Annotated in this window: 10 protein-coding genes; 3 read left to right on the forward strand and 7 right to left on the reverse strand. The window is 51.0% G+C overall.

The window, feature by feature from the left end:
• The first annotated feature begins 12 nt into the window (after window positions 1-12).
• The 3 genes from KZ772_RS03085 to KZ772_RS03095 are packed head-to-tail and all read left to right on the forward strand — an operon-like array spanning window position 13 to window position 3739.
• A complete protein-coding gene (locus KZ772_RS03085) occupies window positions 13-1215 on the forward strand; it encodes a tyrosine-type recombinase/integrase (protein ID WP_089031988.1) in 1203 nt (400 codons plus the stop codon).
• Window positions 1206-3314, forward strand: a complete 2109-nt coding sequence (locus KZ772_RS03090) for a tyrosine-type recombinase/integrase (protein WP_290538419.1) — start codon at window positions 1206-1208, stop codon at window positions 3312-3314. The genes KZ772_RS03085 and KZ772_RS03090 overlap by 10 nt, the downstream gene beginning before the upstream one ends.
• On the forward strand, window positions 3311-3739 hold the full coding sequence (locus KZ772_RS03095) for a DUF6262 family protein (protein ID WP_050731506.1): 429 nt from the start codon (window positions 3311-3313) through the stop codon (window positions 3737-3739). The genes KZ772_RS03090 and KZ772_RS03095 overlap by 4 nt, the downstream gene beginning before the upstream one ends.
• Before the next feature lie 524 nt (window positions 3740-4263).
• Here the strand turns inward: KZ772_RS03095 and KZ772_RS03100 are convergent.
• The 7 genes from KZ772_RS03100 to KZ772_RS03130 all read right to left on the reverse strand — a co-directional run bounded on the left by KZ772_RS03100 (window position 4264) and on the right by KZ772_RS03130 (window position 13501).
• Window positions 4264-7251, reverse strand: a complete 2988-nt coding sequence (locus tag KZ772_RS03100) for a Tn3 family transposase (protein ID WP_290538420.1) — start codon at window positions 7249-7251, stop codon at window positions 4264-4266.
• Between the two features lie 63 nt (window positions 7252-7314).
• On the reverse strand, window positions 7315-7644 hold the full coding sequence (locus KZ772_RS03105) for a YnfA family protein (protein WP_290538421.1): 330 nt from the start codon (window positions 7642-7644) through the stop codon (window positions 7315-7317).
• A gap of 21 nt (window positions 7645-7665) precedes the next feature.
• Entirely contained in the window at window positions 7666-8580 is a 915-nt protein-coding gene (locus KZ772_RS03110; RefSeq protein ID WP_290538422.1) for a cation diffusion facilitator family transporter, read from the reverse strand.
• A gap of 68 nt (window positions 8581-8648) precedes the next feature.
• Window positions 8649-9008 (reverse strand): DUF3147 family protein, encoded by a 360-nt coding sequence (locus KZ772_RS03115; protein ID WP_290538423.1) that lies wholly within the window; start codon window positions 9006-9008, stop codon window positions 8649-8651.
• Window positions 9009-9016: 8 nt separating this feature from the next.
• On the reverse strand, window positions 9017-9367 hold the full coding sequence (locus tag KZ772_RS03120; protein ID WP_290538424.1) for a DUF6488 family protein: 351 nt from the start codon (window positions 9365-9367) through the stop codon (window positions 9017-9019).
• Window positions 9368-9395: 28 nt separating this feature from the next.
• Window positions 9396-10247, reverse strand: a complete 852-nt coding sequence (locus tag KZ772_RS03125) for a HupE/UreJ family protein (protein ID WP_290538425.1) — start codon at window positions 10245-10247, stop codon at window positions 9396-9398.
• A gap of 152 nt (window positions 10248-10399) precedes the next feature.
• Window positions 10400-13501, reverse strand: coding sequence for a CusA/CzcA family heavy metal efflux RND transporter (locus KZ772_RS03130; protein ID WP_290539510.1), 3102 nt, complete (start codon window positions 13499-13501; stop codon window positions 10400-10402).
• Window positions 13502-13515: the final 14 nt, after the last annotated feature.

The raw sequence follows: 13515 nt of genomic DNA on the forward strand, positions 1-13515 counted from the left end.
TGGAAGCAGCTTGTGCTGGAACTCGTAAAGATCCGATTTGATGATTCTAACTATTCATGGACCGTTATAGATGATCACGGAAACCCAGTAGACGAGATTCGTGATTGGATCGTGCATCTTGAACAGATCAATCTCTCTCCCAATACAATCCAGGCATATGCACGTCATGTTGCTCGTCTTGGGACTTACCTCCACTCAAACAGTAAGGAAATCACCGGGATAACTGTTTCCGACTATGATCGTTTCCTTGAGTGGCTGCCTTACCATCTGAGTGGTATGGCCGATGATTCCTCAAATCTTGCCTTTCTTTCTCCTTCATTGGAGCCTGCAGCTAGGCTGGGCCCAACGGTGAATAACCAGGTGCACCTGGCCGTTAAGTCCTTTTATCGCTATTTGACAGGCAGAGAGCCTGCTTTTGCATCAGTCGCTGTCAGCAATCGACATCAGCCTGTAGACAGCTATAAGCCTTTCCTTGAACACATCAATCAACGCAGAAGTGTCAGGAAGAAAGATCCTTACCTTAAAGGGGATCTGGGGTCCGTAAGGAAGAGAGTAACTGAAAAAAGGATGTCGCCTGAGGCGGTTCTGGAGCTCATAAAGGCATGCAGCCTGGTCCGCGACGCCTTTCTTGTCACCCTCCTCTACAACACCGGAATGCGGATTGGAGAAGCTTTGGGACTTCGCCATGCTGATGTTGACCTTGCTGACGGTGTTATTTGGGTAATTCCTCGATCTGACAATGAAAATGGGGCCAGGGCCAAATCCAAGCGTGCTAGAGCAATCCCTGTAATGCCTTACCTGCTTGAAATGTACGAAGATTACATTACAAGCACAGAATACCTGGCAGCGTTTGAATCAGGCACGGAATATGTGTTCTGTAATGTTAAGAAAGGCAGGATTGGAAAAGCCCTATCTCGGAGCTACGCCGAGAATCTAAAAACGTATTTAATCAAACGTACGGGCTATACATTTACTTGGCACCACTTTCGCCACACACATGCTAGTGAGGCTATCGCTGATGGGCACGGGTTGCTAGCCGTTGCTGACCGACTTGGGCATGCCAGCCCTCAAACAACTCTCGATTTTTATAAGCACCTCTTTAGTAGTGAGGTTAGAAAATTACATCTGACCGGCCCAAACAAGCTGAAGGAGCGGCTTGAAGAATTTATGGAATCCGGCACCCAATTGGCTGAGCGAGGCATTAAATGGATTTAGAGCTGATTTCACATGACAAGGAAGGCGCTGATTTATATTCGGCGCAAATGGAAGCACGTTTAAACGCTATATCACCAGTATTAGCACAAGAAAGTGTATGGAATAAAAGCCTTCTCGATGAGACCCCATGTTTCGTTAATGAATATATAGCCGACCGAAGCCCTATTTCATTTGTTGGAATTCCTGAGACACCTTCACTAGAGGTCAAGCTCTACTGGGCTAACCTTCTTTCTGATCCAAGAATGAATTCGCAGTCTATAGTCCAAAGAAGAAGACTCCCAATGAGCTGGTTGATGGCATGCTGTGAGAATACGCTGCAAAAATTTGGGGTGACATGCATAGCCGATATTCCTCATCCAGAATTCCCACAAAAAGGCTCAATTGGTCCTAACAAGAAAGGCCACAATAAAGATCTGATTGCACATTTTATGTTGTTCGATGAAAACCCTAACAGGGCGATGGTGAAAATACAGTACACTAAGTCGGGCGAGTTGAAGGAAAAGGAATACACCTCCCCACAAATTACTGTTGTTGGCGACTTCCATAAAAAAATAATTATTCAGCGCGACCAATTTAAAAGCCTAAGAAAACGGAATATATTGCTCTTCGATGACTTGTACTCTGAGTATCACGTAAGGTACAAGGATCTCCAGAAGCAAAAAAGTAGCTACGCCAATTTATACCAGTTCCCGGAGTGGTTAAGGGATGCTGTCAGAGAACACATTGTCGACAAGGTCACGCACGGAGAATTGGGCCCCAAAACACTTACCGGCTATGTTGCGAGACTCAAGCATTTTAGTAATTTCATGCATGAGACATTCGAGCGGCCATCTCCCAGCTCAATAACGGATGTTATTATTGGTGATATGTTTGTTGATTGGGGGAACGCAAAAGGCTTGTATGGCAGAAACTGGTATACCGACACACTGGCTATGCTGGCTACAGCAGCCAGGAAGTGGCCTGACATTTGGCCTAGCTTAACTGTTTCAGGTCGATCTTCGAAGAAAATTAAGAATGTGCATTATAAAGAAGGTCTTGGAAGGTTGGGTTATGCGCAGGAAGGCGGTGGCCGTGCTTACTCTCAGAGAATTGTTGATGAGCTCTATTTCGCAGTAAAGCATGCGCCCTCACCTACCCCATGTGTTTTTACTTTGATAATGGGGGCTGGCATGAGGTCTGAAGATGGCCATGCCATTTTGTTTGATTGTCTAGATGAAGATCCGAACGACGCAGATTTCATGCTGCTTACATTCTGGCAGAGCAAAGTTAGCAAGTGGAATGTAAAGCCTTTGCACAAGAATAATAAAGACCATGCTCAGATAATTAACGCGATTGAAGAGCAACGGTCTGCAGTTATTAAACGACACGGAAAGAAGACCAAATACCTTTTCCCTGTATTCAATGGCACTCATGAAAGCTTTACATCGCCCGCCTACACTATGGGCGAAATAAAAAAACAATGCGTAAGCACTGGTGTATTATCTGATGACGGGTCCCCTCTTTCATTTTCCTGGCATCCTCTGAGGCATACCAAAGGCACCTCAATGGCCAAAGATGGCCATGACATATTATCGATTATGATGGAGCTTGGACATGCCAGTCCTGACATGGCCACCGCATATATAAACAACCGGCTTGAGCTCAAGAAAAAAGCCCTTCTGCAAAATGGCGGTGGCCGCTTTTACACAATTGAGGGGGAGGTAGATGAAAGCGTAGCCAACCTCCTCGTAAGAAAAGGTCAGATAAGAGCTACACGGGTGTGTGGCGGCGCTTGTACAATGCCTGCTCAAATTGGTGATTGGTGCGAGCATGCGAATGCTTGCTATACATGCAAACATTACCGCGCTGACGCTAAAGATGTAGATTTCTTTAAGAATGAGAAAGGCGCAGTAATTAATCTGATTGAAGAGCAGCAAGAAGAGCTTGTGGCTTTGCAGGAGAATCAGCAAAGTCGTATGTCTGAAATTACAGGCCGCAGACTTGCTAAAAACAAGGAAATATACAAGCGGCTTAATGACATAGTTTCTTCGATTGAAGCTGATGGCCAGTATCAAGGTCGTGAGCAACAAGCGCGCAAAACCTCACTGGAGGATAAATGAGTGAAGACAACCTTGATGGTTTGCGTCAGGCCAGGGATGAGCGCAGCCTTCAAAAGCGTAGAGCCGTCGAGCAAGCGGTTGATCAATTGAAGCAGAGCAATGAAACGATCACATTTAAAGCTGTTGCCAAGCTGGCTGGTGTAAGCCGACAGTATCTTTACAACAACTTTAAAGACCAGATTTCTAGTATGAGGGAGGGAGACCGGGCTTCGAGCGTAAAAATTGATAATGTCACCGTTCCAGCTAGAACACCCGAGGAGTCTCGGCATGTTGAAGCCCTGCTGAGAAACAAGATAGATCGACTAAAAAAAGAACTTGGCTCTGTTCGGCATGAGAATTCCAGGCTTAAACAAGCGCTTGAAAAAGAGCGAGGGAAGTCTGAGCATTTTCGGAAAAATTGGATAAATTCAAGAGGTAAGCAATAAATTGATAAGTGCCAATTTTTGAAGCCGCCCAAAATTTGTTCCTTGCTGGTTTTGAGCGTAGAAAGCCTGCCGGCCAGTTTATCTTGGCCGGCAGGTTAATCACGAATAAGGCTTTGCTTGCCCTACTTGCCCTTGGAATGCGGAACGAGAACCTCGGCAGAACCGAAGCCTACATTACCGTTTTCGTCCGTTGCACGATAAGTGATTGTGTAAACTCGTCCATCTCCGCCGCCACTTCGTTCAGCCCGGAGGTAAATGGTGCCATCTTGAGGGTTGGCAGACAAACGTGCAAAATCCCCCAAAAACATCGTAACCTATTGTTCTATAGAGAAATAAGTTATTACCCCTGTGACTCTCTACCACAACCAGCCATCCATAGGGCATCTGGACATGACTATTCGTTTCGGGGGGGGTATCGCAGCCCCCCCCTCAATTATCAGTGCCGGATCAGCAGCTGATGAGGTCCGGCCGGTAAAAGCGTTGGAATTAGCCACTTCGATCATAACTATTTGAATTATAAAGGTTTAATCAACCAGCAGTTCAAATGTCATGGGCTTAACTTGTTTGGTTAGATCCAACTCAAAACTTCCCAATCTGCCCAAGTGCTCGGTATGGTATGGCGAGAATGCCGCCATGTGGTCACGGGTAATATTGTGTCCTTCTGACTTCAGTTGGTTAAACACTTCCGTCATCGCGTTCACGTTATACAGGATCGCGAAGTTAGCCAGCAGATGATTATATTTCACGATTTTGCTTTGCTCGTGCTTTAAATTGGCGGAAATTTTTCCGGCATTCGCAAAGAACAACCAACGAGCAAACTCATTGAACTCTTCACTCTTACAGGTCGCTGCCTGGATCGTTTTGCGTAGATCAACATCGGTGATGTATTCTAGCAAGAACATGGTTCTGACCACTCGCCCGAGTTCGCGGAACGCAAAGTACAGCTTGTTTTTCCGGTTCTTGGTACCGAACCGGCGCAGGATTGTCGAGGCGGTAATTTTTCCTGCTTTGACGGACATGGCTGTTCGCATCATATCCGCATAGTGCTTTTCAATAAGGTCCCACTTGATAGGCTCTTTGAACAAGGACTGAATATGCTTAAGCACCATGGCTCGGTCAGGCTTGTAGAAGCTGAGATCTTTAATATTTCGGATGCGCGGCATGAGCTTAATACCCAGCAAATACGCCAAACCAAACACCGGTGTGGATTGCGCTTGCGTATCGCCGTGCACGGTGTCTGGATTAAAATCAGATTCATCATTGAGCAGGCCGTCGAGGATATAAATCGCCTCGTAGACACCACAGGGGATAAACCGGCTGAACAACGCAATGTAGGTATCTGAGACGTGGTAATAGGCAATGCCGCCATAGCTGCCGTAACGAATATGGTATTCCGATAGTAAATTATCTTCGTAGAGATCCCATAGCTTGCCATCGGCGGACACACTGTTGCCCGATCCCCAGCACTCGATGAGACGGTATTTCTTGTACTCGCTATTGATCTTTGCAATCGCTTTATCAAGACGGGCTTCCGTGGTGCGCTTTAAGTTAAGCCATGCAACTTGCTTGCGCGACACACCCTGCACAGAGCGCACGGTTTCGGTAGGGCCAATATTGGTGCCGTAACAAAACACGGTCAGAACAAAACGTAACACCGGGTCGCTGATACGTGATTCGAAACCCGACAACGGCCCAAAATGTTTATTCAGGTTCAACCATTTTTCGACATTAATGATCACATCGAGCAGGTTGATCTTGTCCAAGCGATCGCGCAATAGCGCTCCAATCTCTTCGACTTCTGGTGAGGGTTGTTCGGGTTTCGGTTTACCTATAATCAGATTCCCGTTTTCAATACGAACTAGCTCATCCTCCGGGAACTGGCTATCAGCTTTCTGGCAACTCGTTTCCATGGACTCCTTCAGTGTTTTTGCAAATTCAGTATCACCGGCGATAAGCCCTACCTCCTCGCAATAGATAGGCAACTGCCCCTCGTATTCTTCCCAAGTGATCATTTGCTCCCGATAATCATCGAAGGTTTCACTGTAGGGAATGAACAAGTCACCGGTACTCAATTCTTCGGCGATCCGCTCAAACACACACAACTCAAAACAGGTTTTATTGACCTCGGTGACTTGCGCCGCTTTAGTCGATTTTCCCGTGACCAATTTCCACCAGCTTTCGCGAATCCAGCGAATGTTGATCACATTTTTGGAAGATGGATCATTTAGATTACTTTGAATAGACAAGAACTCGGCGCGCCGTTGTTTGTGTTTCAAAATAAATTGAAAAGCATTCAGTAGGTCCTTGTCTTCCGTGGCCGATGCCAGATTGAGTATTTCAATTGTGCGAAACAAAGTTGATCGCTGCTTTCTATAGAGTTGAACCATGAACGGCAAATAGTTGTTACCTGCGAAGGCCATGTAGTGTTCGCACATTTGCAGCAACTGATCGCTGTTCTTTCCCAGCACCGGATCAAAAGCTGACACCGATTCGGGTTTATCCAAATACACCTTGACCGTTCCGGTCAGCACAGAAATCAAATGATCAGTTTGCTTTTGATGGTCTGCAAGGTATTTCTCCAACAGTTTCTGCGCCGAGCGATCCATTTTTAACAGCAGTTTGATAAAAATATCGGCGGCATTATCCAGAGTTCGTGCGTATTGGTGTCGGATTAAAACGATGACCAGAGCGAGTCGCTTGTTCAGCTTTAGTTTCATCAATTCGGCGAAATCTAGGGCCTTGGCCTCGTCGATAAACTGCTGGTGTTTCACCGGTGGCAACCCCAAATCCGCGGGCAGAAGTGTTTGCAGGGAGGTCAGCCATTCCAGGTAGTGGATGTACGCATGGATATTGCGAGGAGTTGGGCGTTTCGGTTCATTTTTCAGCGTGCTCCAGCCAAAACCATTCGGCCCAGTGCTGGAACGGAGAATATCCGTGATGCATTGGCGACTTTCAGCCGTCAAAAATTCACACAATTGATCGTAATACCGGGTGTTGACTTCGGCTCTGGCGGTTTGGCATATCCGCTCAAGCACGCTGAACGCTGGCAACTCGTATCGCTCCTTGACCAGGTATTCCAGCGTGACATTGATAATATCCGGTAGCGCTTCCTTGGTGGTCGCTGCTTCAAGTGCCCAGGCCTGGGTCAACTCAGACGTTTTGGCCGCGTCATAAGCTTTGATATTGAGATGATGTCGTATCAGTTTGACATGACGATCCTTCGATCCAGATCCATAGTAGGCATTTAGATCCTGGATTGTGGCCCGTGAACGACAGTGGGATTTTATGTGCGCGATAATCACTTTTGGAATTTCACCCAAACTGACGAACCGACCCAATCGCTGTGTGATTTTTAGCTGAACCAGAAGTCCCAAAAAGGCCGCACTGCTTCGTTTACAGTGACGTAATGCAAACTGCTGGTCTTCTGGCGTTGGTGTGTAGACATGCCCCAACTCATCCTGGGTAATGTCTGATTTGATACGTGGATAGGCTGTCTGATATATGGCGGCCATGAGTTCACTTCAGATCTATAGCATGGTTTTCATCAATGTTCTTTTTTGTAGTCATAGCACCTGTCATCCTCGCGGGGCCAACATGATAATGCTCATTCCCACGAGCGTTACCGCCACGCCGACAAAGTCCCACAAATGCGGGCGAACCCCATCCACACCCCAGAGCCACAGCAAGGCAACGGACACATAGACGCCACCATAGGCCGCATACACCCGTCCGACGTCAGTCGGATGCAGTGACAGTAGCCAGACGAATAGCGCGAGGCTTGCGGCGGCCGGCAGCAGCACCCATACCGGAGCCGATTTTTTCAGCCACAAATACGGCAGGTAGCAACCGACGATTTCGGCTACGGCCGTGATGACGAATAATCCCAGAGTGTAGAGAACCGACATAATTTCGCTCTTCTAGTGATGCTAGCCAGCAGATGAATGCTGGTCAGAGGAATCTCGACAGGATTCTGTCGGCAGTTCAATTTCGATGGTCGTGTGAGCCAGTTGGTATGGCTCAAGTGCATCGGCCACCGCCGCCTTGGTGGCGGGGTATTGCTCCAACGGAAAAGAGTCCCTCACCACCAAATGCACCGTTAAAACATGGTGCTCTCCATCCAGTGACCAGAGGTGTTGATGGTGAACCTCGCTGATATGTTCAATGCCGAGCAGCGTTCGCCGGATCTCATCATGCAGCGCCGGGTCTGGTACCGCTTGGATAAAGAGTTTGCCGGTGGCCCAGAGGTTGCGGATTACATTTGCCAGAATAAACAGGGTAAAACCGATGGACAGCAAGGGATCAAGGATGGGCCAGTCCACGAATTGCAAAATGATCGAGACGATCAGCACCGCGACCCAGCCCAGGACATCTTCTAGTAAGTGCCAGTTGAGCACTTTTTCGTTCAGTGACTTCCCTTTACTCAGACGGTAGGCCGCGAACCCATTGACTGTAACCCCCAACAGGGCCAACGCGAGCATTCCTTCGGTGACCGGCATGACCGGGTCGGCCAGCCGGGGGATCGCTTCACTGAGTACCCACAGCGACCCGCCCACCAGGACCAATCCGTTGATAAGGGCACCGAACAACGATAGCCTGCGATAGCCATAGGTAAATTCGCGGTCAGCCGCTTTGCGCCCCTGCCGGTTCAGCAGCCAGGCACTGCCAATGGACAGGCTATCGCCCAGGTCATGCACGGCATCAGCCAGGATGGCCGTGCTGTTGGTCAACAACCCCCCAACAAACTCGATGAGGGTAAACCCCACATTGAGAAAGAATACTAGGCCAAGACGTCTGGAACTGGTGTCGTCTGAATGAGTGTGCGCGTGATCATGGTGACGCATTCATCTCACCTCGTTATAGTGGTTCAAGGGTTAAACGTGCATGGACGTATCCGTGTTGGTCAGTCATATCAAGGCCACAAATTAATGCCAAATTGGCGCAGCAGCAGCGCGAAGATGCCGAAGCAAACTGCGGTAACCGCGCAGCTGACAAGCAGCGTTGGCCAGAAGCCCAATCGACCCAACAGTAATGGAAAACTTAAAAACATCGGCAGTGTCGGCAGCACATACCAGAGGGTATACCAGGCATGCCTGGCGATTTTCTCCTCGGGCTGATTTTCCACATGCAGCCAAATAAGCGCCAGAATGGTCACCAACGGCAAGGCCGCCACTAGGGCACCCAGCTTGTCACTGCGCCTTGCAATCTCCGAAACCACCACCACGACTGCTGCCGTAATCAGGTATTTGGTGATGAGCCATTGCCACGGCATGTTTACCCTTACTCCAAACCGTCGAATTTCCCCGTGAAATTCGCATCGTAGACTTCCCCGTCACTCGATATGAGCACGTAGAGCGTTTTTGCCTCAGCCGCATTGGCAACCGAGACAATAAAATAACCGCTGCCTTTCTTATGGATCTTCGCAGAGGCAGCTGACATTGCCTTCCAGCTTTCGGGCAGTTTTCCAAAACCCAGTCCGGCGTCCTTCTCTGTCAACTGGATGGTCGCCTCTTTGGCGAGCTGAAGCGCCGACGCTTCAGTAATCGGTCCGTGAGCGTGATCACTGTGTGCAAAAGCCTGCTGAAAGCCGGACAGTAAAATCAGTGTAAAAATGACGGTAAAAAGTTTCATGACAGTATTTCCTCAAAAGTTAACAAGATTAATGCGAGTGGGGCTCGCCATCGTCGTGGCTGTGGACTTCAGGTGCCTCGGGCTGCGGGTCAGCGGATGGGGCTTGCAGCTCAAGGCGTTTCGGGTAGTTCGACAGAGAGTCTTTGTTATCCCCCATGTCCTCGTGCGCATGCTGGTGATCATCCCGGTTGAGAGGAAAATCATCCGGATACTGCGTGTGCTGGAATCCATGTAACTGCATCAGCAGCAACAGGCCACCGGCGAGCATCAGCGCCACATTGGATGCTTTGCTGAAGCGCTCAAATGACGCGGTTTTTCGCCACACCATGAGCACGACCAGCATAATGCTCAAGGCCACAATCTGGCCTAACTCGACGCCGACATTGAACGACAATATCTTCATTACCAGGCCATCGTCGCCCAGCGGCAACTGTTGCAACCGGGTGGACAGGCCAAACCCATGAATCAAGCCAAAGGAAAACACCATCCAGGTCAGGTTCGGGGATTTCATCTGCAAGTGTTTCTGAAAGCCACCGAGGTTGTCGAAGGCTTTGTAGCAAACGGTCAACGCAATCACCGCATCAATCAGATAGTAATTGGCGGTAATTCCAAACAGTGTGGCGAACACTAGGGTAATGGAATGGCCGACGGTGAAGGCGGTAATGAACTTGATGATTTCGCCAAAGCGCGTCAAAAAGAACATGACGCCGAACAGAAACAGCAAATGATCGTATCCGCTCAGCATGTGAGTCGCGCCTAGCCGGATGTACTCCAGGTAGCCGGCATTGAGTATCCGGGCTTGGTCTTCCGCCGACATGCCATGGGCCCAAGCCGTGACACTGGCAAGGGACGCAATGGCGATAAATATGAGTTTAAGCATAATTTCTTCAACCTTAGTCGTAATGATCCAACCGATCACACATTAATTATGTAATTGAGAGGCGGGCGTGCGCTCAGTTTTCGCTTTGCCCTCCAAGTTACCTTGCGGCAACGGGTTCCTGGCGCGCCGGAACCCGTTCAGCCCCGCCGCGTTTATATTTTCTTACGATGCAACAGCGCGTAGAGCACCGGGAGTACGAACAGCGTCAACAAAGTCGACGAGATAATCCCCCCGATCACCACCGTCGCCAGCGGTCGCTGTACCTCCGCGCCGGTGCCGGTATTGAGTGCCATGGGCACAAAGCCGAGGCTCGCCACCAGGGCTGTCATCAAAACCGGCCGCAAGCGAACCAGAGCGCCTTCCACAATCGCCGTGATGAGATCCCCTTGTTCCCGCCACAGGTCGCGAATGAAGGCCACCATCACTAATCCATTGAGAACCGCCACACCTGAGAGCGCGATAAAGCCCACGCCTGCCGAGATCGACAGCGGCATATCCCGCAACCACAGGGACAACACCCCGCCGGTCAGCGCGAGTGGCACGCCGGTGAAGATAATCATGGCGTCTTTAAACGACCCGAACGCCATGATCAGCAGACCGATGATGATCGCCAGAGTAATGGGTACAACAAGGGCGAGGCGCGCGCTGGCGGATTGCAATTGCTCAAAGGTGCCGCCGTAATCGAACCAATAGCCGTCCGGCAAATCGACGTCCTGTGCGATACGCGCCTGCACTTCCTCGACGAAGCCCCCGAGATCGCGGTCCCGCACGTTGGCGGTGACCACCACCCGGCGTTTGCCGTTTTCCCGGCTGATCTGGTTGGGTGCCGGCGCCAGTTCCAACTCAGCCACTTCCGACAAGGGCACGTAGCCGCCGTCTGGCAGGGGGATGGGCAGGAATGCGAGGCTATCAATATCGCGCCTCACGTCTTCAGGCAGACGGACCACCAATTCAAAGCGGCGGTCGCCCTCATAGATTAACCCGGCGTTTTCACCACCGACTCCGGTCGCCACCAATGCTTGCAAGTCTTCGACATTCAGGCCGTAGCGCGACAGCACCATGCGCTTGGGATGAATCGACAGCATGGGTAACCCTGTAACCTGTTCGACCTGGATATCCGCCGCACCCTCGACGGTTTCGAGCACTTCCTGAACGGCTTGCGCCGAGGCCAGCAACTGATCCATATCATCGCCAAACACCTTGATCCCGAGATCGGCCCGCACCCCGGAAATCAACTCGTTAAAGCGCATCTCAATGGGCTGGGTGAACTCATAGTTGTTACCCGGCAGTTGGGTCACCGCCGCTTCCATTTCGGCCACCAGTTCTTCCTTGGTTTTGTCAGGATCTGGCCATTGATCGCGGGGCTTTAGGACGACGAAGTTATCCGCCACGCTCGGAGGCATGGGGTCGGTGGCCACTTCCGGCGTGCCGATCTTGGCGAACACCTTGTCCACCTCGGGAAAGGCCTTCAGCCGTTCTTCCAACTGCGACTGCATCTCGATGGATTGCTCCAGTCCCGTTCCAGGAATGCGCAGCGCGTGCAGCGCAATATCCCCCTCGTCCAGTTGTGGAATAAATTCCGAACCCAGGGTGGTCGCAAGCCAGATACAGACCGCCACCAGCACCGTTGCCGATCCCAGCACCAGCCAGCGAAACTTCATGGCGACCAGTAAGGCCGGCTTGTACAGCGATTTGGCGCCGCTGATCACAAAGCTTTCTTTTTCGCTGATCTTGCCCCCCATAAATACCGCCACGGCGGCCGGCACCACAGTCAGCGACAGCACCATGGCCGATAGCAACGCCATCACCACTGTGGCCGCCATGGGGTGGAACATCTTGCCTTCTACGCCAGTGAGGGCAAAGATCGGCAGGTAGACCACGGTAATGATTGCGACACCGAACAGGCTGGGACGAATGACTTCGTTGGTGGCCTCATATACCAGTTGAAGCCGTTCCTTGAGGGGCAGCTGACCATTATGCTGGGCGTGGGACAAGCGCCTAATGCAGTTCTCGACAATAATCACCGCGCCATCGACGATCAGACCGAAGTCCAAGGCGCCAAGGCTCATCAGATTGGCCGACACGCCCGATTGCACCATGCCCGTGATGGTGGCAAGCATAGACAAGGGAATGACTGCGGCGGTAATTAAGGCGGCACGCAGGTTGCCCAGCAACAGGAACAGCACCACGATCACCAGCAGCGCCCCTTCGAGCAGGTTCTTCTCCACCGTGGCTATGGCTTTGTCTACCAAGGTCGTGCGATCGTACACCGCCTCCACTTTGACCCCCTCGGGCAGTGAGGGCTGGATGGACTCCAGTTTTTCGGCCACGGCTTTCGCGACGGAGCGGGAGTTTTCCCCCACCAGCATCATGGCTGTGCCCATTACTGTTTCCTTGCCGTCGCGGGTGGCGGCACCGGTGCGCAACTCTTTGCCGATGGCCACCTCGGCCACATCACTGACTTTTACCGGTGCGCCGTCGCGGTTAGCAATGACCACCTGCTCAATCTCGGCAATGGATGCCAATTGTCCCGGTGAACGCACCAGCAGCTGTTGCCCGTTGCGCTCGATATAGCCGGCGCCACGATTGGCGTTGTTGGCCCGCAGTGCCTCCGCCAGTTCATCCATGGTGACGCCAAATTGCAGTAACTTTTGTGGTGAGGGCGTGACGTGGTATTGCTTGTCATAGCCGCCGATGGTGTTGATTTCGATCACGCCGGGTACTTGCGCCAGTTGGGGCTTGATAATCCAGTCCTGAATCTCCCTCAGTGCCGTAGCATCCAGCGAGCTGCCGTCTGCCTGGGTGGCGCCGGGCAAGGCTTCCACGGTGTACATCAAGATCTCGCCCAGGCCGGTTGCGATGGGACCCATTTCAGGTTCCAGGCCAGGTGGTAGGGCATTCTTGATGGAGCCGAGGCGCTCATCGATCAGGTTCCGAGCGAAATAGATGTCCGTGCCTTCCTTGAACACAACAGTCACCTGGGACAAGCCATAGCGGGATATTGAGCGGGTATAGGACAAATTCGGCAGGCCGTACAAGGCCGTTTCCACCGGGAAGGTGATGCGCTGCTCCGCCTCCAAAGGCGAATACCCCGGCGCCTCGGTATTGATCTGCACCTGGACGTTGGTGATGTCCGGCACCGCATCGATGGGCAGGCGCTGAAAGCTCCATAAACCCACACCAACCAGCACCAGAATAAAGGATAAGGTTAAAAACCGCCGCTCTACCGAGAAGCGTAAGATGGCATTAATCATCATAGCCTCCTGGG

This window comes from Alcanivorax sp. (assembly GCF_019431375.1).
Taxonomy (GTDB): domain Bacteria; phylum Pseudomonadota; class Gammaproteobacteria; order Pseudomonadales; family Alcanivoracaceae; genus Alcanivorax; species Alcanivorax jadensis_A.

Coding starts and splice junctions, on each gene's coding strand:
- KZ772_RS03090 (WP_290538419.1), top strand. CDS start 1,206: ATGGATTTAGAGCTGATTTCACATGACAAGGAAGGCGCTGATTTATAT.
- KZ772_RS03095 (WP_050731506.1), top strand. CDS start 3,311: ATGAGTGAAGACAACCTTGATGGTTTGCGTCAGGCCAGGGATGAGCGC.
- KZ772_RS03100 (WP_290538420.1), bottom strand. CDS start 7,251: ATGGCCGCCATATATCAGACAGCCTATCCACGTATCAAATCAGACATT.
- KZ772_RS03105 (WP_290538421.1), bottom strand. CDS start 7,644: ATGTCGGTTCTCTACACTCTGGGATTATTCGTCATCACGGCCGTAGCC.
- KZ772_RS03110 (WP_290538422.1), bottom strand. CDS start 8,580: ATGCGTCACCATGATCACGCGCACACTCATTCAGACGACACCAGTTCC.
- KZ772_RS03115 (WP_290538423.1), bottom strand. CDS start 9,008: ATGCCGTGGCAATGGCTCATCACCAAATACCTGATTACGGCAGCAGTC.
- KZ772_RS03120 (WP_290538424.1), bottom strand. CDS start 9,367: ATGAAACTTTTTACCGTCATTTTTACACTGATTTTACTGTCCGGCTTT.
- KZ772_RS03125 (WP_290538425.1), bottom strand. CDS start 10,247: ATGCTTAAACTCATATTTATCGCCATTGCGTCCCTTGCCAGTGTCACG.
- KZ772_RS03130 (WP_290539510.1), bottom strand. CDS start 13,501: ATGATTAATGCCATCTTACGCTTCTCGGTAGAGCGGCGGTTTTTAACC.